The organism is Variovorax xiamenensis (genome assembly GCF_050916385.1).
In the GTDB taxonomy this organism is placed as follows: Bacteria; Pseudomonadota; Gammaproteobacteria; order Burkholderiales; family Burkholderiaceae_C; genus Variovorax.
The window spans coordinates 1340584-1364114 of the sequence record NZ_CP139038.1; the positions used below are offsets into that span (position 1 = coordinate 1340584).

Here is a 23531-nt window from a genome sequence, read left to right on the forward strand (position 1 = left end):
TCTGTCAAGCGCCTCGGCAAAGCCCCAAGGAGTTACACCATGTCCACCGCCGTCTGCACCACCGAATCGCTCTCGTCCCTGTCCGTCCCGGCTCGCGCCGCCACCGTTCCGCCGGCAGTGCGCCGCGGTGCCTGGCAGATCGCTCCCGGCGAGGCGATGAGCCTGAAGGCGCGGGCGGCCAGCATCCTGCGCGTCAGGCAGGGCCGAGTGTGGATCACGCCCGACGCCACGCTCGCCAATCCCAGCGAAGACCTGGTGCTCGCACCCGGCGAATCGCTGATGGTGGCCGCGGGCCAGCGCATCGTGATGGAGGCGTGGGATGGCTATGGAGCCACCTACAGCTGGGACAACGCCTGATCGTTCCCAGTCCTCCAGGTGCTGAAAAAGGCGGCTTCGGCCGCCTTTTCCTTTTTGGGGCGTTCTTTGGGGGGCGTCAGCCGTTGATGTCGAAGCTGGGCAGCAGCGCCAGGAAATGCCGCAGGGCCGTCTCCCCGTGCAGCGCGTGCACCCCCGCCATCAGGTCCGGTCCCTCGCATTCCGCCAGGCCCATGCCGAAGCCGCTGTAGCGACGAACCCCCAGCGGGGCTTCGTGGACCACCCTGACGCCGACGTGGCGCTGGTCTTTCTCGATGCGCTGCATCAATGCGCCGACGGCTTCGGGCGGGCCTTCCAGGTGCTGGCAGAAGCGCAGTCCGTCGAAAACCAGCAGGCCTGTGATGCCGTGCAGCGCGTTGTGCGCTCGGGCCCGGGACGTGATGAGGCCAACGGTGTCTGGCGGCAGGCCCTGGGCCAGCGTGCTGCAGTAAAGAATCTCGTACAGCGGTAGCTTTGCTTCTTCTGTCATGCGTCTTCGTTGGTAAGGGCGTGCGCAGTGTAGGCAAGCCCCGGGGCGTCATGAAATGTCAAAAGACACAGGCCGTGCGCCTATAGTGAAGCGTGAAATTCGAGGACTACACCGCCGCCACCGCGCCCCCACAGGGCGCGAATCCCTGCCACCGCTGCGCGCTGCGGCTGCTCGATGCATTCCTGCCCTGCACGCCCGACGAGCTGAAGACCATCCAATCCTTCCGCACCGGCGCGCGCCGCGTGGAAGCCGGCGGTTCCGTCATCGACGAACACCGGGCGAGCACCCAGCTCTTCACTCTCTATTCGGGCTGGGCCTTCCGCTACAAGACGCTGAGCGACGGCCGGCGGCAGATACTGAGCTTCCTGCTGCCCGGCGACTTCATCGGCCTGCAGGACGAGTTCGCCGACGGCCAGACGCACGGCGTCGAGGCGGTCACCGACGCCACGCTGTGCGTCTTCTCGCGCGACCGGCTCTGGGACCTGTTCCACGCCCGGCCCAAGCTGGGCTACGACATCACCTGGCTGGCCGCGCGCGAGGAAAAGATGGTCGACGACAGCCTCGTCACCGCCGGCCGGCGCAACGCCGGCGAGCGCGTCGCCATGCTGCTCATGCACCTGTACCGCCGCGCGCAGCGCGTGGGCATGGTGCGGGACGGCTGGGTGGAATTTCCGTTCAGCCAGCAGCACATCGCCGACGCACTGGGGCTGTCGCTGGTGCACACCAACAAGACATTGAAGCGGCTGCAGCGCCTTGGCCTGCACCGCATCGACGCCGGCTGGCTGCGCATCATGGAGCCGCATGCGCTGGAAACGCTGGGCGACTACTTCGAGCGCCCGATGCGGCCGACGCCGCTGATCTAGAGCTCCGCTCCGGCGCCTTCAGCGCGCCGCCACCAGTTCGCGCAGGTCGTCCTGGTAGGCCTGCAGCCGGCGCACCGCCTGCGCGCGCTGGCTGGCGCTCGTGCCGTTGTGCATGGCGGCGGTGTTGCGGCAGCCTTCCTGCAGCAGGGCCTGCTGGTGGTCGCGCCAGGGCCCGGGCGGCGGCTCGGCGATGCGCTGGATGTAGTCGTGCAGCGCGGCGCGTGCCTCGGCCGGCGAAGGCTTGCCGGCGACGAAGCCGCGCAGCAGCCTGAGCGCCTCCTGCTGGCGCTTGCGGCGCTCGGCGTCCGCCAGCTTCGGGTCGAACACCGACTGCGCGACCTGCTGCTTCAGCAGCTCGCGCTGCTCGGCGCTCAGGCGGCCGTAGAAGTCCTCGGTGCGGTCGAGGAACTGGTCGTAGCGCTTCTCCTGCACCTGGGCCGGCGTGCGGTCGAGCCAGTCCTTGCGGTACTCGGCGTTGTTCTTGGCGTACTTGCGCTCCAGCTGCTGCAGCTGCGCCTCGCTCAGGCTCAGCGCCAGCTCGGTGCCGGCGGACTCGGCGCGATCCGTCACGGCCAGCAGGCGCTCGCGGATGCGGTCGGCCATGGCGCAGACCTGCTCCGGCGTCACCTCGCCCGGGGCCATCGCCTGGGCTTCCTTCAGCAGCGAGGCCAGGCGCGGCAGCTCGTTCTGGCGGTGCCAGGCCAGCAATTGGGTGAGCTCGTCGCGCACCTTCGGGGTCTGGGCGCCGTCGAAATCGAGGTAGCCGTCGAGCCACCAGTAGCTCACCGTCGGCAGGTTGTTGTAGGCCAGCTGGATCGCGCTGCAGGCGCCCAGGGCGGTCACCACGAGCAGCGCGCCGATAATTCGGGTCACTGCAGAGATTGCCGAGCAAGTCGCGCAACGAATCCTGGAAAAGAAACGCATGAATCAGCCTCCGCAACAGAACCACGACGCCGGACCGATCGACGTCGTCATCATGGCCGCCGGCAAGGGTACCCGCATGAAGAGCCGGCTGCCCAAGGTCTTGCACCGGCTTGGCGGCCGGGCCCTGCTGGCGCACGTGGCGGGCACCGCCGCGCGCATCGGGGCTCGCGACGTGGTGGTCGTCACCGGCCATGGGGCGGCCGAGGTCGAGGCCTCCATGGCCGGCGGCATCGGCAACGCCATGGTGCGCTTCGCGCGCCAGGAGCCGCAGCTGGGCACCGGCCATGCCGTGCAGCAGGCCGCGCCGCTGCTGGCGGACGACGGCACGGTGGTCGTGCTCTCGGGCGACGTGCCGCTGATCGGCGAAGAAACCCTGCGCGCGCTCGTCGCCGCCAGTGCCGGCGGCAAGCTGGCGCTGCTGACCATCGCATTCGACGACCCCACGGGCTACGGCCGGGTCATCCGCTCAGGCGGCACGGGCGACGTCCAGGCCGTGGTCGAGCACAAGGACGCCACCGAGGCCCAGCGCGCGGTGCGCGAGATCTACAGCGGCGTGATGGCCGTGCCCGCGCGCCTGCTCAAGGGCTGGCTCGGCCGGCTGGACAACGACAACGCCCAGGGCGAGTACTACCTGACCGACGTGGTGAAGCTCGCGGCCGCCGACGGCGTGCCCGTGGTCGCGCACATCACCACCGACGCGTTGCAGGTGGCCGGCATCAACAGCCCCGCCCAGCTCGCGGCGCTGGAACGTGCCTGGCAGCTGCGCCAGGCGAATGCGCTGATGGAGCAGGGCGTGCGCCTGGCCGACCCGGCGCGCTTCGACCTGCGCGGCACGCTCGAATGCGCGGCCGACGTGGAGATCGACGTCAACTGCGTGTTCGAGGGCGCGGTGTCGCTGGGCGAGGGCGTGCGCATCGGCGCGAATTGCGTCATCGCCAATGCGCGCATCGAGGCCGGCGCGGTGATCCATCCGTTCACCCACATCGAGGGCGAGAAGGCTGGCGTGACGGTGGGCGCGGGCTCGCTGATCGGCCCCTTCGCCCGCCTGCGCCCCGGCGCGCAGCTGGGCGCCGAGGTGCACATCGGCAACTTCGTGGAAGTGAAGAACTCCACGCTAGCCGCCGGCGCCAAGGCCAACCACCTGGCCTACCTGGGTGACGCCACCGTGGGCGAGCGCGTGAACTACGGCGCGGGCAGCATCACCGCCAACTACGACGGCGCCAACAAGCACCGCACCGTGATCGGCGACGACGTGCACGTGGGCAGCAACTGCGTGCTGGTGGCGCCCGTCACCATCGGCGCGGGCGGCACCATCGGCGGCGGCTCGACCATCAACAAGTCGACCGAGCCGGGCGCGCTCACCGTGGCGCGCAGCAAGGCGGTGAGCTTCCCCAACTGGAAGCGGCCGCAGAAGAAGCCGAAGGCCTGAGGGCCTTCCTTTCCTTGTTCTCTATGCCCCGGGTGCCAGCGGCACCCGGGGTTCGAACTTCGCGCGCTTCAGGCTGAAGAAGGCCTTGACGTTGCGTACGTTCGCATCGGCCGTGAACAGGCGCTGAGTGAGCGCGCCGTAGTCCTGCATGTCGCGCGCCGCCACCACCAGCACGAAGTCGGGGCCGGGCGACACGCGCCAGCATTGCTGGACCGCGTCGTCGGCGATCACGCGCGTCTCGAATGCGTCGAGCGAGGCGGCATCCTGCCGGTCCAGCGAGATCTCGATCACCGCCTGCAGGCCGTGGCCCAGCACCGTGGCGAGCCTGTCGGGCGACAGCAGCGCGACCTGGCGCTCGATCAGCCCGATGTCGCGCAGCCGTTGCACGCGGCGCAGGCAGGTGGGTGGGGAGATGCCGACGTCCGCGGCCAGGCGCTGGTTGGTCTGCGAGGCGTCGCGCTGCAGCGCATCGAGCAGGCGCAGGTCGGTTGAATCGAGCGAGATTGATTCCATATATGAAGAAATTATGGAATAAAACTCCATATGTATGGAGTGGAGAAATAAAAGTCCGAAATCAATTGAATTTCGAATGCATATTTCTTTCTTGCCTTCCTACCATCGAGCCTCTTCTTCATTCAAAGGCAGCTCACCATGTGCGGCATCGTCGGGGCAGCGTCCCATCGCAACATCGTTCCGGTCCTCGTGCAGGGCCTTCAGCGGCTCGAGTACCGCGGCTATGACTCCTGCGGCGTGGCGGTGCATGCCGGCGGCCTGACGCGGGCGCGCACCACCTCGCGCGTGGCCGACCTCGTGGCGCAGGTGCGCGACGACAAGGTCGAGGGCCTCACCGGCATCGCCCACACGCGCTGGGCCACGCACGGCGCGCCGGCGGTGCACAACGCGCACCCGCATTTCAGCCATGGCCCAGGCGCCGACGCGCAGGCCGCGCGGCCGGGCCGCATCGCGCTCGTGCACAACGGCATCATCGAGAACCACGAAACGCTGCGCGCCGCGCTCGAAGCCAAGGGCTATGCCTTCGAGAGCCAGACCGACACCGAGGTCATCGCCCACCTCGTCGACAGCCTCTACGACGGCGACCTCTTCGAGGCCGTGAAGGCGGCCGTGCTGCAGCTGCACGGCGCCTACGCCATCGCCGTGATCTGCCGCGACGAGCCGCAGCGCGTGGTCGGCGCGCGCGCGGGTTCGCCGCTGATCCTGGGCGCGGGCAAGGACGGCGCCGAGAACTTCCTCGCCAGCGACGCGATGGCCCTGGCCGGCGTGACCGACCAGATCATCTACCTGGAAGAGGGCGACGTGGTCGACGTGCAGCCCGGCAAGTACTGGATCGTCGACAAGAACCACAAGCCGGTCACCCGCCAGGTGCGCACCGTGCTGGCACACAGCGGCGCCGCCGAGCTCGGCCCCTACCGCCACTACATGCAGAAGGAAATCTTCGAGCAGCCGCGCGCCATCGGCGACACGCTCGAAGGCGTGGAAGGCATCGTGCCCGAGCTGTTCGACGGCATCGGCCAGGACGGCGCCACGGGAGCGAGCGCGCATCGCGTGTTCCAGGACATCGACAAGATCCTCATCCTGGCCTGCGGCACCAGCTACTACAGCGGCTGCACCGCCAAGTACTGGCTGGAGGGCATCGCGAAGATCTCCACGCAGGTCGAGATCGCGAGCGAATACCGCTACCGCGAATCCGTGCCCGACCCGAAGACGCTGGTCGTCACCATCAGCCAGTCGGGCGAAACGGCCGACACGCTGGCCGCGCTGAAGCACGCCCGCTCGCTGGGCATGGAGCAGACGCTGACCATCTGCAACGTCGCCACCAGCGCGATGGTGCGCGAGTGCAAGCTGGCGTACATCACGCGCGCCGGCGTGGAGATCGGCGTGGCCTCGACCAAGGCCTTCACCACGCAGCTGGCGGGGCTCTTCCTGCTCACGCTTGCCATCGCGCAAAGCAAGGGTCGCCTCAGCGATGCCGACGAGGCACGCTACCTGAAGGAGATGCGCCACCTGCCCGTCGCGCTGCAGTCGGTGCTCGCGCTGGAGCCGCAGATCATCGGCTGGGCCGAGGACTTCGCGCGCAAGGACAACGCGCTCTTCCTGGGCCGCGGGCTGCACTACCCGATCGCGCTCGAAGGTGCGCTCAAGCTCAAGGAAGTGACGTATATCCACGCCGAGGCGTACGCCGCCGGCGAACTCAAGCACGGCCCGCTCGCACTGGTGACCAGCGAGATGCCTGTGGTGGCCGTGGCCCCCAACGACGCGCTGCTCGAGAAGCTCAAGAGCAACCTGCAGGAAGTGCGCGCGCGCGGCGGCGTGCTCTACGTGCTGGCCGACGGCGACACGAAGATCAAGAGCAGCGAGGGCCTGCACGTGATCCGCATGCCTGAGCACTACGGCGCGCTCTCGCCGATCCTGCACGTGGTGCCGCTGCAGCTGCTGGCGTATCACACGGCATGCGCGCGCGGGACCGATGTGGACAAGCCGCGCAACCTGGCGAAGAGCGTGACGGTGGAGTGAGCGCGGAGGCCGACGGGTGCGCTACTGCAGCATGCGCGCCGGCACCAGCTCTAGCGAGCGCAGCTTGGGCTCCTCGTAGACCGAGTCCTCGGCCGGATAGCGCAGACCCGGAATCTGCGCTGCCTTGGCGCTGGCCCATATGACGCTTTCGCCTGCCGGCAGGGTGTCGATCTGCACGGTGTGGATCGGATCATCGAAGGCCGCTTTGGCGGCGATGAAGGACCACCCTCGCGCCCGGAACGCCGCGATCAACTCCCCGAGTGCAGCGGCGTTGATCCTGCTCGTGTGCAGCAGCATCACATGGGCGGGGCTGCGGCCGAGGACCCGCCGGGCCAGGCCGTCGTAGTAGGCAGCACGGTCCAGCAGATGCTCGATGTACGCGGCCTTCACGCGATCGGCTTTCTCGGCATTGCCTTCGTCCAGCCAGGCCGCATAAAGCTGGTTGTAGTACCAGTCGCTCGCATCGATCGAAACCGGCGCCGCCCTGTAGCCCGCGGCCCGCATCCACAGGCGCATGCCGTCCCGCTTGGCGAGCGTGTTGCCTTCCTTCAGATACGGAAAGCGCAGCATCTTCGTCCAGCCCGGCATCTGGCTCAGCACGGCGTCGGCCTCCTTGACATCGCCGATGAAGTCCGCGAGCGGCACTTGAGGCGATCCCAGGCTGCGGTGCCGGGACGTGTGGTTGCCTACCGCGTGGCCCGCGCGCGCCCAGTCGCGGATGAGGTCCAGTCCCTGGGCACGGCCAGTGCGCACGAGTGTCGGAAACACCATGGACGTGATGCTCGCATCGTGGAGCGTCTCCAGGATCTGCCGGTTCCATGACGGGGCCGCGGGCTCCTTCAGAGGGTCGAGGCCGTCGTCGAATGTCAGCGCCAGGGTCTGGGCCAGCACGCAGGACGAGCCGAGAGCGAAGAGAAGCGCGGCAAGGTCGCGACGCAATGCGGTCATGGCGCAGCGGTCGGCAGAAGCTGGAGCAGCTCGTCGCGTGCGCGCAGGCCCGCGTTGGGCTTGATGGCCTGCTCGTCCTGGATCAGGCGTGCAAACACCAGCCTTCGCTCGCCCTTGGTAGCCCAGCCCACGTACCAGCCGTAAGCGCGGCTTGCGTCATAGCGGTTGTCGCTGCCCGGCGACCCGGTGCCCGTCTTGCCATGCACGGCCCAGCCGTCGACCGGTGCGCCGTAGCTCGCGATGCGTGCGGTCATGTCGAAGGCATGCGCACTCACCGGCAACTGGCGACGCACGATCCTGCGCATGAACGCAAGCTGTTCCTCGGGGGAGATGCGCAGGGAGCTCATCACCCAGACGCCGTTCTGCCCGGGGTCATCGACCGGCACCGCAGAGACATCTGCATTGCCATACTGAAAAACCTTCGCGTAGTGCGCGAAGCGCTCCTGCCCCAGGCGCTTCACGACCTGCTGCGAGTACCAGAAGACGGAGTCCCTGATCCACGTTGTCGGCGTGATGTCACGTCGCCAGGCATCGCCACCCCAATCCGGATATCCCGCCTGATACGACAGGGCAGGCTGTTCGGCGTCCTTCAACACGCCTGCGTCGTATCCCATGAGGCTGATGGCGAGCTTGAAAGTCGAGGCAGGCGTCACGCGCCCGGAGCAGGCGGGGCCTCGCTGCAGGACGACCTTGCCGGAATCGGCATCGGCGATCAGCGTGCACAGCTCGTGCGCGGTTGCGAAAGGGGCTGAAAGAAAGACGGCCGCTGCTGTCGCGGCGACCTGGAGGGCGCGGTTGCGCATGTTTGTTGTTTGTTTCTGCGGGAAGGAGAGGAGCGCGGTGCCGGGCGTGCTTCTGGAGCATCTTGCGACACCGAAGATCGAAGGTGCCGGCCCGGTATTCGTGCGTGGTGCAGGGCCCACGGCCAGCGCATCGAGTCTAGCGTTCCGCGCCATGAGGGCGTGTCACAGGAGAGCGAAAAGCCTCGGATGGTGGCGTTGCTGCGAACCCGGTTCGTGCATGACGGTACGGGCCTGCTTCCGTCCTCTCTCCAGCGATTTGCGCAAGTGCGCGTTCTGCGTGCGTGCTCGCATTTTCATAGTTCTTCGCTATCAATTTAATACTATCAATTGCGTTGAAGGATGGGCATCTCAAACCTAGACTGGCTTCGCTTTCGCGCCCCACCCCGCAACCAAAGGAGAACCACTTGTCCGATGAAGCCAAATGCCCGTTCCCGGGCCATGCAACCACCGGTACCGCACGCCGCGCCGCGACGAACACAGACTGGTGGCCCAACCAGCTCAACCTGAAGCTGCTGCACCAGCACTCCGCCAAGTCCAACCCCATGGGCGAGGCTTTCGACTACGCGAAGGAGTTCAAGACCCTCGATCTCGATGCGGTCGTCAAGGACCTCCGCGCGCTGATGACCGATTCGCAGGACTGGTGGCCCGCCGACTATGGCCACTACGGCCCGCTCTTCATCCGCATGGCCTGGCACTCGGCCGGCACCTACCGCACCTTCGACGGCCGCGGCGGCGGCGGCGCGGGCGCGCAGCGCTTCGCCCCGCTCAACAGCTGGCCCGACAACGGCAACCTCGACAAGGCGCGCCGCCTGCTGTGGCCGATCAAGCAGAAGTACGGCCGCAAGCTCTCGTGGGCCGACCTGATGATCCTCACCGGCAACGTCGCGCTGGAGTCCATGGGATTCAAGACCTTCGGTTTCGCCGGCGGCCGTCCCGACATCTGGGAGCCGGAAGACGACGTCAACTGGGGCGCCGAGAACAAGTGGCTGGGCGACGAGCGCTACAGCGGCGATCGCGATCTCGCCAACCCGCTCGCGGCCGTGCAGATGGGCCTGATCTACGTGAACCCCGAGGGCCCGAACGGCAACCCCGATCCGCTGAAGTCGGCCCGCGACATCCGCGAGACCTTCGCCCGCATGGCGATGAACGACGAGGAAACCGTGGCGCTCACCGCCGGCGGCCACACCTTCGGCAAGGCCCACGGCGCCGGCGACCCGACCAAGGTGGGTGTCGAGCCCGAGGGCGCCGACATCGAGGAGCTGGGCCTGGGCTGGAAGAACAGCTTCGAAAGCGGCATCGGCGTGCACGCCACCACCAGCGGCATCGAAGGCGCCTGGACCCCCACGCCCACCAAGTGGGACAACAGCTACTTCGAGACGCTCTTCGGCTACGAATGGGAACTCACCAAGAGCCCGGCCGGCGCGCACCAGTGGAAGCCCAAGGGCGACACCGGCGCGAACACCGTGCCCGACGCGCACGACCCGTCGCGCCGCCACGCTCCCATGATGACCACGGCCGACATGGCCATGCGCGTGGACCCGGCCTACGAGAAGATCTCGCGCCGCTACATGGCCAACCCGCAGGAGTTCGCCGACGCCTTCGCCCGCGCCTGGTTCAAGCTCACGCACCGCGACATGGGCCCGCGCGCCCGCTACCTCGGCAAGCTGGTGCCGAAGGAAGAGCTGATCTGGCAGGACCCGATCCCCGCCGTCGATCACGAACTGGTCGACGACAAGGACATCGCGGCGCTCAAGGCCAAGGTGCTCGCCTCGGGCCTGGGCATCGGCCAGCTCGTGCGCACCGCCTGGGCATCTGCCTCGACCTTCCGCGGCAGCGACAAGCGCGGCGGCGCCAACGGCGCGCGCATCCGCCTCGCGCCGCAGAAGGACTGGGAAGTGAACCAGCCGGCCGAGCTGTCGAAGGTGCTGTCGGTGCTCGAAGGCATCCAGAAGGAGTTCAACGCGGCGCAGGCCGGCGGCAAGAAGAAGATCTCGCTGGCCGACCTGATCGTGCTGGCCGGCAACGCGGCGGTCGAGGCCGCCGCCAAGAAGGCCGGGCAGGACGTGACCGTGCCCTTCTCGCCGGGACGCATGGACGCCTCGCAGGCGCAGACCGACGTCGAGTCCTTCGCTCCGCTGGAGCCGCTGGCCGACGGGTTCCGCAACTACCTGCGCAAGGGCACCAACCCCGCCGCCACCGCCGACCTGCTGCTCGACAAGGCGCAGCTGCTGCGCCTGGGCGCACCCGAGATGACGGTGCTGGTCGGCGGCCTGCGCGTGCTGGGCGCGAACTTCGGGCAGTCGCCCAACGGCGTCTTCACCAAGCGGCCGGAAACGCTGAGCAACGACTTCTTCGTGAACCTGCTCGACATGCGCACCGGCTGGAAGAAGTCGGCCGCGGATGCCAACGTGCTCGAAGGACGCGACCGCACCAGCGGCGAGGTGAAGTGGACGGCCACCACCGCCGACCTGGTGTTCGGCTCCAACTCGCAGTTGCGCGCGCTCTCCGAGGTCTACGGCTCCAGCGACGCGCAGCAGGTGTTCGTGCGCGACTTCGTGGCCGCCTGGGCCAAGGTGATGAACCTCGATCGCTTCGACCTCAGGTGATCGGCCGCGGCAGGAGGCCGGCCTCGGCATGCCTCCCGCCGCGTGCAGCAGCAGCGAATGAATGAACGAAGCCCCGGCCCGAAGCAGGCCGGGGCTCTTCAGCAAAAGAATGACAGCAGGAGACAACCATGCTCGTCGTGAAAAAGGACAAGGCGCCTGCGGCACCATCCTCGGAGTTCTTCCAGCCCGAGCAGTGGCTGCATCTGCTCGAACAGCTGGACATCATCCTGGCGACCGTGCAGGGCGACGACTCCAATCCCATACTCCGCCGCTTCGGCCCGCGCCGGCGCAACGCCATCGTGCGCCGCCTGATGCTGGAGCGCAGCCGCCTCGTCAAGGAGATGGAAGCCTTCGGCCAGGAATCGCTCCTGAACTTCGCGCGGAACAACCCGCTGGCGGGCGCTTCGCCCTCGGCCGCGCGCCGTCACCTCGATGTCGAGTTCAGGCTGCTCGGCGAGGCCTTCGACCAGTGTTCGAAAGATCTCTCGCCCGACAGGCAGGCCGCGCTGAGAAAGTGGCTGCTCGCGCGTTCGCACATGCACCAGGAGCACGCCCGGTTTCTGCAGACCTATTGACGGGGGATCGACGGGGCCGGTGCGAAGGCTGTTACCGTCGCTGACGACGGCCAACGCCTAGTTGCCTTCGACACCAGCAGGAGCCTTGCATGAAACCCCAGCCCATCGAATACGCGGATGCGTCAGCGGAAGTCCGCGCGGTCTTCGACGACATCAAGAACACGCGCAACGTGCCCGACGTCAACAACTTCTGGAAGTACCTCGCCAACGATCCCGCCACGCTCAGGCGCACCTGGAGCAGCCTGAAGGAAGTGATGGCCCCCGGCGCGCTCGATCCGGTGGTGAAGGAAATGGTCTACCTTGCCGTGAGCGTCACCAACAGCTGCGGCTACTGCATCGCGAGCCACCACGCCGGTGCCGAGAAGGCCGGCATGACGCCCGCGATGTTCGCCGAGCTCATGGCCGTGGTCGGCATGGCCAACGAGACCAACCGGCTCGTCAACGGCTATCGCGTGCCGATCGATCCGGCCTTCGACAAGTAGCGGCGGGTGCGCGCGGCGCTCAGCCGATCGTCATCAGGCTCGCGTTGCCGCCCGCAGCCGCGGTGTTGGTGCTGATCGCGCGTTCCACCACCAGGCTTTCGAGCGGAATGCGCGCGTCGCCCGGCGCGAAGCCGCGCACGCCGACGATCGGGCCCGGCCGCGCGGCGATGCGCCGCATCACTTCCGAGAGGCCGTCCGCATTGCCGTGATGCAGCGCGGCGTCGAACATCACGGTGTCCGAAGCCCAGTCGTTCGCGATGGCCACGCATTGCTGCACCTCGGCCGGCAGCGATGCGCGCAGGCCTTGCGCGGCGGCATCGGCGGGCCAGATCGCGCTGCTGCCTACCGCGAGCACGGCAGCGAGCTGCGTGAGCCGGTCTTCTTCCGCGTCGGCCAGGCACAGCACCGCCTCGCGCGGCTCCAGGCTGTAGACGTTGCGCTCGCCGGTCGGCCCGGCCAGCGTGCGTGAACCGCCGGAGCGCGACTGGGCCGCGAAGAGCGCGCATTGCGCCGACAGCGCGGGCCGGCCCGTGGCATCGGCCCAGCGCGACAACGCCGAAAGAGCGGCCCGCGAAGCCGGCGCGGCGCCCGCCACCGCGTGCGCCATCGCATCGTCCGGCCGCGCCGACAGCATGCGCAGCATGTACAGCGGCCCGCCGGCCTTCGGCCCGGTGCCCGACAGGCCCTCGCCGCCGAAGGGCTGCACGCCCACCACCGCGCCCACGATGTTGCGGTTGACGTAGACGTTGCCCGCCTTCGCGTGCTCCACGATCTGCGCGATGGTCTCGTCGATGCGCGTGTGCACGCCCAGCGTCAGCCCGTAGCCGGTGCCGTTGATCTGGCCGACCAGCGCACCGAGGTCGCGGCGGCGGTAGCGCACGAGGTGCAGCACCGGGCCGAACACCTCGCGCTGCAGCTCGGTGATGCTGTCGAGCTCGATCAGCGTGGGCATCACGTAGGTGCCGTGGCGCGTGTCCTGCCCGTGCTCGCGGCCCTGGCGGAAGACCGCGTGGCCGCGCGAGCGCATCGCCTCGACGTGGCGTTCGATGCCGTCGCGCGCCTCGGCGTCGATCACCGGGCCCACGTCCACCGCGAGGCGAGCGGGGTTGCCGATGGCGGCTTCGGCCATCGCGCCCTTGAGCATCGTGAACAGCCGGTCGGCCGCTTCCTCTTGCACGCACAGCACGCGAAGCGCGGAGCAGCGCTGGCCGGCGCTGTCGAAGGCGGAGGCCATCACGTCGGCCACCACCTGCTCCACGAGCGCGGAGGAGTCGACGATCATCGCGTTCTGCCCGCCGGTCTCGGCGATGAGCGGCACCGGCGCGCCGTGCGCGCCCAGCCGCTGCGACAGCGTCTTCTGCAGGATGCGCGCCACTTCGGTGGAGCCGGTGAACATCACGCCCTGCACCCGCGCATCGGCCACCAGCGCGGCGCCCACCGTCTCGCCGCGGCCGGGCAGCAGCTGCACCGCCGCGCGGGGGATGCCGGCCTCCCACAGCACGCGCACAGCCTCGGCCGCGACCAGCGGCGTCTGCTCGGCCGGCTTTGCGAGCACCGGGTTGCCCGCCGCGAGCGCGGCCGCCACCTGGCCGGTGAAGATCGCCAACGGAAAGTTCCACGGGCTGATGCAGGCCATGGGGCCGAGCGCGCGGTGCGTGTCGTTCGAGAAATCGCTGCGCGCCTGCGCCGCGTAGTAGCGCAGGAAGTCGACCGCCTCGCGCACTTCGGCGACGGCGTTGGCATACGTTTTTCCGGCCTCGCGCGCGAGCAGGCCGAGCAGCCGGGGCATGCCTTGTTCGAGCTTGCCGGCGGCGCGTTCGAGCAACGCGGCGCGTTCGGCAGGCGGCGTGGCGGCCCATGCCGGCGCAAAGGCGTGGGCCTGCACGATGGCCGATTCGACATCGGCGAGCGTGGCTTCGCGCACCTGGCCCACTACGTCGCGATGATCGGCGGGGTTCAGCACGTTGGCCGTTTCGCCATCGTCGTGCACGGCTTCGGCGAGCATCGGCGCGGCGCGCCATGCTTCGGCCGCGCTGTCGTGCAGCACCTGTCCCAGTGCGCGCAGGCTCTCGTCGCTCGCCAGGTCCATTCCGCGCGAGTTGGCGCGCTGCGTTCCGTACAGCGCAGCCGGCAGTGCGATGGCCGGATGCGGCAGTCCCGTCGCGCCTTCCTGCACCGCCATGTGCTCCACCGTGGCGACCGGGTCTTCCACCAGCACTTCGAGCGGGATCGTCGGGTCTGCGATGCGGTTCACGAAGGAGGTGTTCGCGCCGTTCTCCAGCAGCCGGCGCACGAGGTACGCCAGCAGCGTCTCGTGCGTGCCTACCGGCGCGTAGATGCGACACGGCCGTGCCAGCGGCCCCACCACCTGCTCGTACAGCGGCTCGCCCATGCCGTGCAGGCACTGGAACTCGTACTGCCCGGGCCTGTAGCGCGACGGCTCGGCCATCGTGTAGATGGCAGCCAGCGTGTGCGCGTTGTGCGTGGCGAACTGCGGGTACACCTGGTCGGGTGCGTCGAGCAGCTTGCGCGCGCAGGCGAGGTACGACACGTCGGTGTAGGCCTTGCGCGTGTAGACGGGGTAGCCGTCGAGCCCGTCGAGCTGCGCGCGCTTGATCTCGCTGTCCCAGTACGCCCCCTTCACCAGCCGCACCATCAGCCGGTGGCCGCTGCGGCGCGCGAGGTCGATCACGAAGTCGATCACGAAAGGGCAGCGCTTCTGGTAGGCCTGCACCACGAAGCCGATGCCATTCCAGCCCGCGAGCGCGGGCTCGAAGCACAGCCGTTCCAGCAGGTCGAGCGAGAGCTCCAGCCGGTCGGCTTCCTCCGCGTCGATGTTCAGGCCGATGTCGTACTGCCGCGCCAGCAGCGCGAGATCGCGCAGCACCGGATACAGCTCGGCCATCACGCGCGAGTGCTGCGCGCGGCTGTAGCGCGGGTGCAGCGCCGACAGCTTGATGGAAATGCCCGGGCCCTCGTACACGCCGCGCCGGTTCGATGCCTTGCCGATCGCGTGAATCGCCTCCTCGTACGCGACGCGGTAGCGCTTCGCGTCTTCCATGGTGAGCGCGGCCTCGCCGAGCATGTCGTACGAATAGCGAAAGCCCTGCGCCTCGAGCTCGCGCGCGTTGGAGAGTGCCTGCGCGATGGTCTCGCCGGTGACGAACTGCTCGCCCATCATCCGCATCGCCATGTCCACGCCCTTGCGGATCAGCGGCTCGCCGCCCTTGCCGATCAGGCGCGTGAGCACGGCCGACAGGCTGGTCTCGCTGTGCGTTGCCACCAGCCTGCCCGTGAGCAGCAGGCCCCAGGTCGCGGCGTTGACGAACACCGAGGGGCTGCGGCCCGCGTGCGACTGCCACTGGCCGTGCGCGATCTTGTCGCGGATCAGCGCGTCGCGCGTGCCGGCATCGGGAATGCGCAGCAGCGCCTCGGCCAGGCACATCAGCGCCACGCCTTCCTGCGACGACAGCGCGTATTCCTGCAGCAGCCCCTGCACGAGGCCGGAACGGCCGCCCGCGCTCTTGCGGTCGCGCAACTGCTGGGCGATGCGCAAGGCGAGTTCCTGTGCTTCTTCCGCCTGGCCGTCGGGGAGCCGCGCCTGCGCGAGCAACTGCGGCAACACCTGCGGCTCGGGGCGGCGGCATGCCGAAGTGATGCGGGCGCGCAGCGGCGCGGGATCGGTCGGCAGTCCGTCGGCGAATGCCGCGAAGGAAGAGGGCAGAGGGTCTGGGCTCATGAGCGGCTCGTGCTTGAGATAAGTTGGATGATCCGCGCCCCGCTGCCGAATTTGTGTTCGAAGAGATGTGTTTCGGCAGAGTAAATCGCAGGTAAACCAGCGGCGCGGTCAGGTTGGTTCGGCGCGGCGGGGCAGAGAATCCGCCTTCCATTCCGGGAGTCGCACAAACATGCCGAGCTACAGATGGTTCTTCCCCGTGGTTCTCGCGGCCGCATGCATCGCGCCCTGGCCGGCGCTCGCGGCAACGGCCGATGCATCCGCCTGCCTGAACTCGGCCGCCGCCGAGTGCTTTCGCAGCTTCACGCCGCCAGGGGCCGAAGGCGCGCTTCGCTACTACTCGTCGCTCGACCCCGAAGCACCGGCGGGCACCGCGGCCGCACCGACCCGGGCGCTGATCGCCATGCACGGCCATTCGCGCGACGCCAACAAGACATTCGAGGCCGCGCTGCGCACCCTGCGCAACGCAGATGCGCTCGGCGACACGCTGGTGGTCGCGCCGCTCTTCCAGGTCGCCGCCGACAAGGCGGTGGCCGGCCGCTGCAACACGGCGGGCGTGCCGGCCGCGCAGCCCGGCGACCTGCTGTGGACATGCGGCTCCTGGCTCGAAGGCGCGCGCTCGGCATCGGGCAATCGCGTCGGCTCCTTCGCGGTCATGGACGCGCTGGTGGCCGACATGGCGCAGCGCTGGCCCAGCCTGCGCACCATCACCGTCGCGGGCTTCTCGGCCGGCGGGCAGTTCGTGCAGCGCTACATCGCATTCACGCAGCACGACGGCACCGCGGCGGGCAAGCCGGCAATGCGCTACGTGGTCGCCGATCCGAGCACGTGGCTCTACTTCGATCCGGTGCGGCCGCAGTTCTCGGCCGACGGTACTTCCGTTACCAGCTTCCTGGTGCCCGATGCAGCCGCGTGCCCGCAGATGAACCGCTGGAAATACGGCACCGACGACCTGCCCGCGTACCTGGGGCGCACCGCCGCGCAGGCACGCCGGCAGTACGCGCAGGCCGACATCAGCTATCTCGAAGGCGCGCTGGACAGCAACGATGCCAAGGGCACGGCGTACCGCGTGCTCGACAAGTCGTGCGCGGCGGCGGCGCAGGGGCCGTTCCGCATGCAGCGCGGGCTGGCCTACGCGCAGTACGACCGCAAGCTGCTTGCGCCCGACAAGCGCCGCGAGGTCGTGGTGGTGCCGGGCTGCGCGCACGACGTGGCCTGCGTCTTTCCTTCGGAGGCCGCGCGCGCGGCGCTGGTCGGCCCTTCGCGCTGACCGGAAGAATCCGCCGGCGGGCTTGACGCAATTTCCTTCATAGTGGATATTTCATCCAATATGAAGGAAATCAAGGATTCGGCCGAGACGGAAGCGCCGTCCGGCCTCAACGACCGCATCGCCCAGCGCGTGCGCGACCTGCGCGCGGCGCGTGGCCTTTCTCTCGACGCACTGGCCGCGCACTGCGGCGTCAGCCGTTCGATGATCTCGCTCGTCGAGCGCGGAGAAAGCAGTCCCACCGCCGTGGTACTCGAAAAACTCGCGACAGGTCTCGGCGTGTCGCTGGCCTCGCTCTTCGAGGCACCGGCGCCCGCTGCCGATCCGGTGTCGCGGCTGGCCGACCAGCTGCAGTGGCGCGACCCGCACTCCGGCTACCTGAGAAGAAACGTGTCGCCCGGCGGCTTCGCATCGCCCATCCAGATCGTCGAGGTGGAGTTTCCGCCCGGCGCCCGCGTGGCCTACGAAACCTCGGCGCGCGAGCCGCTCATCCACCAGCAGGTGTGGGTGCTCGACGGCGTCATCGAACTCACGGTGGGCGACGAGCAGCACCGGCTCGCTACCGGCGACTGCCTGGCGATGGTGCTCGATCGCCCCACGAGCTTTCACAACCCTTCGCGCAAGAGCACCCGCTACGTCGTCGTGATCGCGACCATGCCTTCCGCGGCCGCTTCCTGGAGATGAGATGAACCGAACCACGGCTTCCGACGACAGCACCCCGCGCATCCGCCTGCTGGATGCGGTTACCGACGGGCAACTGCGCGAACTGGCCACCGTGCTGGCCGATTGCGTCGAGGGCGGCGCGTCGGTGAGCTTCATGCAGCCGCTGACCGAGGCGCGCGCACAGGCCTTCTGGCGCCATGTGGCCGACGGCGTGGCGAACGGCGAACGCGCGCTGCTGGTGGCTGAGGACGACGAAGGCATCCTGGGCACCGTGCAGGTCGTTCTGGCCCAGCCCGAGAACCAGCCGCATCGCGGCGAGGTTGCGAAGATGCTCGTGCACCGCCGAGCGCGCCGCAGGGGCATCGGCGCGCTGCTGATGAAGGCGGCCGAAGAGCTGGCGCGCGAGCGCGGCAAGACGCTGCTGGTGCTCGACACCTCCAGCGCCGATGCCGAACGGCTCTACGAGCGCTCGGGGTGGCTGCGCGTCGGCTCCATCCCCGGCTATGCGCTGCTGCCGCAGGGCGAGCCATGCGCCACGACCTTCTTCTATCGCGAGCTCAATAAGTGACGAGCGCCAGCGCGATGGATCGCGGCTTCGACGAACTGCTGCAAGAGGCGCAGGCCCGCCCGCTCATCGGCTGGGACCTTTCCTGCGATGGCCGCATCACGACGACGGCCACGCCGTGGAACTTCGAGAAGACCGTCGAGGCGTATGCGCGCAGGTCGCCCGACATGCTCGACATGGGCACGGGCGGCGGCGAGTGGCTCAGCAGGCTGGCCTTTCGTCCGCCGCGCACCGTGGCGACAGAGGGATGGGCGCCCAACGTCGCCGTCGCGCGGGAGCGGCTTGTGCCGCTGGGCGTGGAGGTGGTCGAAGTGGAGGGCGCCGACGACAACGCGCTGCAGCCGGATGGCGCGGAGCAGGCGCGCCTGCCGTTCGATGACGCGTCCTTCCATCTCGTCGTCAACCGGCACGAATCCTTCGTCGCCGCCGAGGTCCATCGCATCCTCGCGGTGGGCGGGCGCTTCGTCACGCAGCAGGTCGCGTCCGACTTCAACGCCGACTGCTACGCATTGCTCGGCCTTCCGATGCCCGAACTCCCGCGCTGGAAGCTCGACACCGCCGTGGCGCAACTGGAGCGCGCGGGCTTCGGTGTCGACGACAGCGCGGAGGGCGCCGAGCTGATCGCCTTCGCCGACATCGGCGCCTTCGCGTGGTACCTGAAGCACGTGCCGTATGTCTGCCCGGAGTTCGACATCGACGGTTGCCGCGGCGCGCTGCAGCTCCTGCACCGCCGCATGCAAGGCGGCGAGGCGCTGGCGATGCGGCAGAAGCTGTTCTGGGCGAGCGCCGCCAAGGTGGCCTGAGTGGTTCGTGGCCCCAAGGGCCCGGCCTACCGCGCGCCGAAGGTCGCGTTCTCGAACAGATCCTTGAACTCGCGCGGTTGCGAGCGCCAGTACTGGTGCGGCGCCTTCACCCGCGCGCCCAGCTCGGCCGCGGCATGCCACGGCCAGCGCGGGTCGTACAGGATCGCGCGCGCCAGCGAGACCGCGTCGGCCTGCCCGTTGGCGACGATGGCTTCCGCGTGCGCGGGTTCGGTGATGAGCCCGACCGCGATGGTCGGCAGTCCGACCTCGGCCTTGATGCGTTCCGCGAACGGCACCTGGTAGCCCGCGCCGAGCGTGATCGCCTGCTGCGGAGAGACGCCGCCGCTGGACACATGGATCGCCGCGCAGCCGCGTGCCTGAAGCGCGTGCGAGAACGCGACGGTGCTGTCGAGGTCCCAGCCGCGCGGCACCCAGTCGCTGGCCGAGACGCGCACCCACACCGGGCGGTCGGCAGGGAACACCTCGCGCACCGCCTCGAAGACTTCGAGCGGAAAGCGCAGGCGGTTTTCCAGGCTGCCGCCGTATTCGTCCTCACGGTGGTTGGCGATGGGCGAGAGGAACTGGTGCAGCAGATAGCCGTGCGCCGCATGGATCTCGATGCCGTCGATGCCCAGCCGCGCGGCGCGACGTGCGGCGGCCACGAAGGCGTCGCGCACGCGCGCCAGTCCGGCGGTGTCGAGCGCGATGGGTGGGTCTTCGGTGGGCGCGTGCGGCACGGCCGACGGGGCCCAGGCCTTCCAGCCGCCGGGTTCGCCGGGGCGGATCTGCTTGCCGCCTTCCCATGGTGCGCGGCTCGAAGCCTTGCGGCCCGCATGGCCGAGCTGGATGGCGACCTTGATCGGCGAGTGCGCGCGCACCGCATGAAGCACCTTCGCCAGGCCTTCCTCGTTGGCGTCGGAATAAAGCCCGAGGTCGCCGGGCGAGATGCGGCCGTCGGCCTCCACCGCCGTCGCCTCGATGATCAGAAGCCCCGCGCCCGAGAGCGCGAGATGGCCCAGGTGGATCAGGTGCCAGTCGCCCGGCGTGCCTTCCGTGGCGGAGTACTGGCACATCGGCGCGATGACGATGCGGTTGTCGATCTGGAGGGAACCGAGCCGCAGGGGCTCGAAAAGATGGCTTCGGGGGCTGTCGCTGATGCTCATGAGGGTGTGGCTCCGCAGGTCCGGTAATTCTGCTGTGGCAGCGCGATCGGTGCAGCCGCGGCGGCGGAAGCCTTGCGGCTCGATGCGGTATGGATCAGCAGCGCCGCGATCACCATCGCCATGCCGGCCGCCTCGCCCGCCGTGGGCAGGCGGCCCATCGCCGCGCTCATCAGCAGCGCCGACACCGGCACGAAGTTGAGGAAAGCCGTGCCCGTGACGGCGCCGAGCGCGCGCACGCCGTAGTTGAAAGCCAGCACCGAGATGGCCGAAGGCACCACGCCCACGAAGAGCAGCGCATGCCACGACAGGCGCAGGCCCTCCACGCTCGGCACCGCGGACCAGCCCAGCAGCGAAGCGCCGACAGCCGCCGCCAGCAGCACGGGCCACGAGGCCAGCACCGTGAGCGCGGTGTACTCGATCACGTCGAGCTCCGGAAAGCGCGTGGTGCCGCGCGTGTACCAGACCCAGCCCAGCGTGCCGCCGAAGGCGATCGCGTCGCCGAGCAGCGTGCTCGCCCCGGCCGAGGAGCCCGCGCCGCCGGTCAGCAGGCCCGACACCGTCGCCACGCCCAGCAGCGCCAGCGCGCTGGTCAGCAGGGTGGTGCGCGTGGGGCGCACGCCGTCGAGCAGCCAGCGCACGAGCTGCGTGGTCATGGGCGTGGTGGCGATGATGACCGCGCCGTGCGATGGCACCGAATGCGCCAGCCCCACCAGCAGCATCACGCTGAACACGCCGAAGCCCGCGGCGCCGCGCAGCGCCAGCGGCCCCGCGTGCCGGCGCAGCTTGCGCCAGGGCGCCGCGCCGCGCGGCAACACCAGCAGCACGAAGAGCAGCGCCGACAGCGTATAGCGGATCAGCGTGAACCAAACGGGTTCGACGTGGTGGAGCACGCCCTTGCTCACGAGGAACAGGGAGCCCCACCCGGAGGTGGCGAGCAGCAGCGCGGCGGTGCCGGCGATGCGTTGGCGACGGGACATGGGAAACCAGCCTTTTCTTGCGATGAATCGATGTCCCGAGGATGGGCGCCCGACGCTCCGAATGCCATTCGCTTCTTTGGACAGGGGGCTCCAAAAAAGCGAACGGACCGGTCCGGCCCCGAAGCTCACAATCCGTTCCCATGGAGCTCTACCAACTGAAGACCTTCGTCGCCATCGCCCGCGAGGGCAGCCTGACCCGCGCCGCAGAGCGCGTGTTCACCAGCGCGCCCGCGGTGAGCGCGCAGCTCAAGGCGCTGGAGGACGAGCTGGGCGTGAAGCTCTTCGAGCGCACGCCGCGCGGCATGTCGCTCACGGAGGCCGGCGTGAGCCTGCTCGACGAGGCCGAGCGCACGCTGGCTTCGGCGATGCGCATGCGCTCGGCGGCCGACCAGCTGCGTGGCGCGGCGCAGGGCGTGGTGCGCTTCGGCACGGTGGTCGATCCGGTGGCACTGCGGCTGGGCGAGGTGCTGGTGAAGCTGGCGGAGCGCCATCCGCAGGTCGCGCTGCAGCTCAGGCAGGGCCTCTCGTACGAGACGCTCTCCGCCGTGCAGCGCGGCGATCTCGACTGCGCCTATGTGCTCAGCGACGGCGAGCGCATCGAGGGGCTGGAGCTGCACCGGCTCGGCGCGGTCGATCTCGTCGTGGCGCTGCCGCCGCCGGTGGCCGAGGCGCATCCCGACCTGTCGCTCGACGAACTCACGAACCTGCCGTGGGTGGGCACGCCGCCTTCGTGCATCCTGCGCGTGCATCTCGAAAAGCTCTTCGCGGGCGCGGGCCGCGAATACCGGCAAGGCCGCACGGCCGATGGCGAGAGCGCCATCCGCAGCATGGTCGCGAGCGGCATGGGCGCGGGGCTGATGCGGCTCGACCAGGCGCAGCAGGGCGAGCGCAACGGCGAGCTCGCGATCTGGAAGGGATGGCGCTCGCATACGTGGCTGTGCTGGGTCGCGCCGGCTGGAGCGCGGCGGCCTGTCGCGGTCGAGGCGGTGCGAGAGGCTGTGATGGAGGCCTGGGCCTGAGGCTGGGTTGCTTATTCGTTCATTCGCACGCACCCCAAAACAGCGAACCCACACCGCACGCAATTGCTAGTCGCACCGCCGCGCGATCATTCTTAGAAGCTTCTTCTTAACAGGCATATCGAACGGCGTATTGCCCGCCCACCGAGCCGCCGATACCTTCGATGCGCGCCTCATCCGAGGCGCTATTCGCTTGGAAAACGGACAACCACATGGCTCATTCGATCTCCGCGCTTCGCCTCGTCGCAGGCCGGCGCTGGCAACAACTCCTGGCTGGCGCCGCACTGCTCGCGGCCGCCGCCTTTTCATCGGCCGCCGAGCCCGCGAAGGACCACCCGCTGGTCGGGCGCTACGAAGGCTCGGTGATGGATGCCTTCCAGAGCAAGAACTACGACGAGGTCGGGCTCATCCGCGAGCCCATCCAGACCTGGGGCGACCCCAGGCCCACGCCCAACCGGCTGCAGGTGGCGGGCAAGGTCTCGCTCTACTACTACCACCTGCCCGAGGGCCGATCGTTGCTCGAGGTGCAGCGCAACTACGAGGCGAGCCTGAAGGCCAGGGGCTTCCAGATGATGTTCTCCTGCGCCAGCAACGACGGCAGCTGCTACAGGAAGGACCCGGAGCGCAGCAGCCCCAACACCGACGTCTCCGAACTCGCGGATGCCGTCGACACGCCCGAGTGGCCCATGATCGGCCTCGGCCGCAACTACGTGAGCACCTATTTCGGCACCGGCGGGCGCTACCTGCTGGCCCGGTACGACAACCCGAACGGCGGCAAGGTATACGCCAGCATCGCGCTGGCCGAAGGCAACTTCCGCGGCAACTTCGCCTTCGTGAAGGTGGTCGAGACCAAGGCGATGGAAACCGACAAGATCGTCTTCGTCGATGCCACGGCCATGCAGAAGGGGCTGGCCGAGAACGGCCGCGTCAATCTCTACGGCATCCATTTCGACCTGGACAAGGACGTCATCAAGCCCGACTCGCAGCCCACGCTCGACGAGATCGCCAAGCTCATGCGCAGCAACCCCCAGCTGCGCGTGCAGGTGGTGGGCCACACCGACGCGCAGGGCGACGAGCCGCACAACGCCGACCTCTCGCGCCGCCGCAGCGTGGCCGTCATCGCGGCGCTGGCGAAGACGGGGCTCGACGCGCGGCGCTTCACCTCGCGCGGCGCGGGCTCGAAGGAGCCGGTGGCGCCGAACACGAGCGAGGACGGCCGGGCGAAGAACAGGCGCGTCGAGCTGCTGCGGCTGTAGCGGGTCAGCCAGCGGTCAGTCTGCAGGCAAATCCCATGGATTGCCGGGATGGCGGGCCGTGCCGTGGCCTGTCATCATT

General features: G+C 68.9%; 21 protein-coding genes. 13 read left to right on the plus strand and 8 right to left on the minus strand.

Annotated features, from left to right (window positions below; all coding sequences use genetic code 11):
• Positions 1–39: 39 nt before the first annotated feature.
• Positions 40–357 (plus strand): DUF2917 domain-containing protein, encoded by a 318-nt coding sequence (locus tag SFB74_RS05810; RefSeq protein ID WP_093196779.1) that lies wholly within the window; start codon positions 40–42, stop codon positions 355–357.
• Between the two features lie 76 nt (positions 358–433).
• Here the strand turns inward: SFB74_RS05810 and SFB74_RS05815 are convergent, their stop codons facing one another.
• On the minus strand, positions 434–844 hold the full coding sequence (locus SFB74_RS05815; protein ID WP_432729816.1) for a BLUF domain-containing protein: 411 nt from the start codon (positions 842–844) through the stop codon (positions 434–436).
• Between the two features lie 92 nt (positions 845–936).
• Here SFB74_RS05815 and SFB74_RS05820 point away from each other — a divergent pair, with 92 nt between their 5' ends.
• Positions 937–1707, plus strand: a complete 771-nt coding sequence (locus tag SFB74_RS05820; RefSeq protein ID WP_432729818.1) for a Crp/Fnr family transcriptional regulator — start codon at positions 937–939, stop codon at positions 1705–1707.
• Positions 1708–1725: 18 nt separating this feature from the next.
• Here the strand turns inward: SFB74_RS05820 and SFB74_RS05825 are convergent, their stop codons facing one another.
• Positions 1726–2580: a DUF6279 family lipoprotein gene (locus SFB74_RS05825; RefSeq protein ID WP_432729819.1), complete on the minus strand. Its 855-nt coding sequence runs from the start codon at positions 2578–2580 to the stop codon at positions 1726–1728.
• A 49-nt stretch (positions 2581–2629) separates the two neighbouring features.
• Between SFB74_RS05825 and glmU the strand changes: the two genes are divergently transcribed.
• Positions 2630–4060: a bifunctional UDP-N-acetylglucosamine diphosphorylase/glucosamine-1-phosphate N-acetyltransferase GlmU gene (gene glmU / locus SFB74_RS05830; RefSeq protein WP_432729820.1), complete on the plus strand. Its 1431-nt coding sequence runs from the start codon at positions 2630–2632 to the stop codon at positions 4058–4060.
• Positions 4061–4081: 21 nt separating this feature from the next.
• On the opposite strand, the gene SFB74_RS05835 is transcribed toward glmU, so the two are convergent.
• Positions 4082–4573 (minus strand): Lrp/AsnC family transcriptional regulator, encoded by a 492-nt coding sequence (locus SFB74_RS05835; RefSeq protein ID WP_432729821.1) that lies wholly within the window; start codon positions 4571–4573, stop codon positions 4082–4084.
• 138 nt (positions 4574–4711) lie between these two features.
• Between SFB74_RS05835 and glmS the strand changes: the two genes are divergently transcribed.
• A complete protein-coding gene (gene glmS / locus SFB74_RS05840; protein ID WP_432729822.1) occupies positions 4712–6592 on the plus strand; it encodes a glutamine--fructose-6-phosphate transaminase (isomerizing) in 1881 nt (626 codons plus the stop codon).
• Positions 6593–6613: 21 nt separating this feature from the next.
• On the opposite strand, the gene SFB74_RS05845 is transcribed toward glmS, so the two are convergent.
• On the minus strand, positions 6614–7540 hold the full coding sequence (locus SFB74_RS05845; protein ID WP_432729823.1) for a polysaccharide deacetylase family protein: 927 nt from the start codon (positions 7538–7540) through the stop codon (positions 6614–6616).
• The gene (gene blaOXA, locus SFB74_RS05850; protein WP_432729824.1) at positions 7537–8343 is read right to left on the minus strand and encodes a class D beta-lactamase; all 807 of its coding nucleotides are present in this window, start codon (positions 8341–8343) and stop codon (positions 7537–7539) included. The genes SFB74_RS05845 and blaOXA overlap by 4 nt, the downstream gene beginning before the upstream one ends.
• 404 nt (positions 8344–8747) lie before the next feature.
• Here blaOXA and katG point away from each other — a divergent pair, with 404 nt between their 5' ends.
• From katG to SFB74_RS05865, 3 genes are all read left to right on the plus strand, one after another.
• Positions 8748–10949 (plus strand): catalase/peroxidase HPI, encoded by a 2202-nt coding sequence (gene katG / locus SFB74_RS05855; RefSeq protein WP_432729825.1) that lies wholly within the window; start codon positions 8748–8750, stop codon positions 10947–10949.
• Positions 10950–11077: 128 nt separating this feature from the next.
• On the plus strand, positions 11078–11524 hold the full coding sequence (locus tag SFB74_RS05860; protein WP_432729826.1) for a hypothetical protein: 447 nt from the start codon (positions 11078–11080) through the stop codon (positions 11522–11524).
• Positions 11525–11613: 89 nt separating this feature from the next.
• Positions 11614–12006, plus strand: coding sequence for a carboxymuconolactone decarboxylase family protein (locus SFB74_RS05865; RefSeq protein ID WP_432729827.1), 393 nt, complete (start codon positions 11614–11616; stop codon positions 12004–12006).
• Positions 12007–12025: 19 nt separating this feature from the next.
• On the opposite strand, the gene putA is transcribed toward SFB74_RS05865, so the two are convergent.
• A complete protein-coding gene (gene putA, locus SFB74_RS05870; RefSeq protein WP_432729828.1) occupies positions 12026–15745 on the minus strand; it encodes a trifunctional transcriptional regulator/proline dehydrogenase/L-glutamate gamma-semialdehyde dehydrogenase in 3720 nt (1239 codons plus the stop codon).
• 169 nt (positions 15746–15914) lie between these two features.
• Between putA and SFB74_RS05875 the strand changes: the two genes are divergently transcribed.
• Genes SFB74_RS05875 through SFB74_RS05890 form a run of 4 tightly spaced genes read left to right on the plus strand, consistent with a single transcriptional unit; the run spans position 15915 to position 19040 of the window.
• On the plus strand, positions 15915–17012 hold the full coding sequence (locus SFB74_RS05875; RefSeq protein WP_432729829.1) for a hypothetical protein: 1098 nt from the start codon (positions 15915–15917) through the stop codon (positions 17010–17012).
• Between the two features lie 60 nt (positions 17013–17072).
• On the plus strand, positions 17073–17693 hold the full coding sequence (locus tag SFB74_RS05880; RefSeq protein WP_432729830.1) for a helix-turn-helix domain-containing protein: 621 nt from the start codon (positions 17073–17075) through the stop codon (positions 17691–17693).
• 1 nt (position 17694) lies between these two features.
• Complete coding sequence (locus SFB74_RS05885) at positions 17695–18240, plus strand: GNAT family N-acetyltransferase (protein ID WP_432729831.1); 546 nt, start codon at positions 17695–17697, stop codon at positions 18238–18240.
• Positions 18237–19040 carry a class I SAM-dependent methyltransferase gene (locus SFB74_RS05890; RefSeq protein WP_432729832.1) on the plus strand — a complete coding sequence of 268 codons (804 nt, stop codon included), beginning with the start codon at positions 18237–18239 and terminating at the stop codon, positions 19038–19040. The genes SFB74_RS05885 and SFB74_RS05890 overlap by 4 nt, the downstream gene beginning before the upstream one ends.
• A gap of 26 nt (positions 19041–19066) precedes the next feature.
• Here SFB74_RS05890 and SFB74_RS05895 read toward each other — a convergent pair whose 3' ends face one another.
• On the minus strand, positions 19067–20203 hold the full coding sequence (locus tag SFB74_RS05895; protein ID WP_432729833.1) for an NADH:flavin oxidoreductase/NADH oxidase: 1137 nt from the start codon (positions 20201–20203) through the stop codon (positions 19067–19069).
• The gene (locus SFB74_RS05900; RefSeq protein ID WP_432729834.1) at positions 20200–21180 is read right to left on the minus strand and encodes a DMT family transporter; all 981 of its coding nucleotides are present in this window, start codon (positions 21178–21180) and stop codon (positions 20200–20202) included. Before SFB74_RS05900 ends, SFB74_RS05895 begins: the two co-directional genes overlap by 4 nt.
• 140 nt (positions 21181–21320) lie before the next feature.
• Here SFB74_RS05900 and SFB74_RS05905 point away from each other — a divergent pair, with 140 nt between their 5' ends.
• Together SFB74_RS05905 and SFB74_RS05910 are read left to right on the plus strand one after the other, a co-directional pair.
• Positions 21321–22199, plus strand: a complete 879-nt coding sequence (locus SFB74_RS05905) for a LysR family transcriptional regulator (protein WP_432729835.1) — start codon at positions 21321–21323, stop codon at positions 22197–22199.
• A gap of 209 nt (positions 22200–22408) precedes the next feature.
• Positions 22409–23452: an OmpA family protein gene (locus SFB74_RS05910; protein ID WP_432729836.1), complete on the plus strand. Its 1044-nt coding sequence runs from the start codon at positions 22409–22411 to the stop codon at positions 23450–23452.
• Positions 23453–23531 lie beyond the last annotated feature (79 nt).

Excerpts from the sequence above, each read along its gene's own strand:
- SFB74_RS05810 (WP_093196779.1), top strand. The coding sequence starts at position 40 with ATGTCCACCGCCGTCTGCACCACCGAATCGCTCTCGTCCCTGTCCGTC.
- SFB74_RS05815 (WP_432729816.1), bottom strand. The coding sequence starts at position 844 with ATGACAGAAGAAGCAAAGCTACCGCTGTACGAGATTCTTTACTGCAGC.
- glmU (WP_432729820.1), top strand. The coding sequence starts at position 2,630 with ATGAATCAGCCTCCGCAACAGAACCACGACGCCGGACCGATCGACGTC.
- SFB74_RS05835 (WP_432729821.1), bottom strand. The coding sequence starts at position 4,573 with ATGGAATCAATCTCGCTCGATTCAACCGACCTGCGCCTGCTCGATGCG.
- glmS (WP_432729822.1), top strand. The coding sequence starts at position 4,712 with ATGTGCGGCATCGTCGGGGCAGCGTCCCATCGCAACATCGTTCCGGTC.
- SFB74_RS05845 (WP_432729823.1), bottom strand. The coding sequence starts at position 7,540 with ATGACCGCATTGCGTCGCGACCTTGCCGCGCTTCTCTTCGCTCTCGGC.
- blaOXA (WP_432729824.1), bottom strand. The coding sequence starts at position 8,343 with ATGCGCAACCGCGCCCTCCAGGTCGCCGCGACAGCAGCGGCCGTCTTT.
- SFB74_RS05860 (WP_432729826.1), top strand. The coding sequence starts at position 11,078 with ATGCTCGTCGTGAAAAAGGACAAGGCGCCTGCGGCACCATCCTCGGAG.
- SFB74_RS05865 (WP_432729827.1), top strand. The coding sequence starts at position 11,614 with ATGAAACCCCAGCCCATCGAATACGCGGATGCGTCAGCGGAAGTCCGC.
- putA (WP_432729828.1), bottom strand. The coding sequence starts at position 15,745 with ATGAGCCCAGACCCTCTGCCCTCTTCCTTCGCGGCATTCGCCGACGGA.
- SFB74_RS05875 (WP_432729829.1), top strand. The coding sequence starts at position 15,915 with ATGCCGAGCTACAGATGGTTCTTCCCCGTGGTTCTCGCGGCCGCATGC.
- SFB74_RS05880 (WP_432729830.1), top strand. The coding sequence starts at position 17,073 with ATGAAGGAAATCAAGGATTCGGCCGAGACGGAAGCGCCGTCCGGCCTC.
- SFB74_RS05885 (WP_432729831.1), top strand. The coding sequence starts at position 17,695 with ATGAACCGAACCACGGCTTCCGACGACAGCACCCCGCGCATCCGCCTG.
- SFB74_RS05895 (WP_432729833.1), bottom strand. The coding sequence starts at position 20,203 with ATGAGCATCAGCGACAGCCCCCGAAGCCATCTTTTCGAGCCCCTGCGG.
- SFB74_RS05900 (WP_432729834.1), bottom strand. The coding sequence starts at position 21,180 with ATGTCCCGTCGCCAACGCATCGCCGGCACCGCCGCGCTGCTGCTCGCC.
- SFB74_RS05905 (WP_432729835.1), top strand. The coding sequence starts at position 21,321 with ATGGAGCTCTACCAACTGAAGACCTTCGTCGCCATCGCCCGCGAGGGC.
- SFB74_RS05910 (WP_432729836.1), top strand. The coding sequence starts at position 22,409 with ATGGCTCATTCGATCTCCGCGCTTCGCCTCGTCGCAGGCCGGCGCTGG.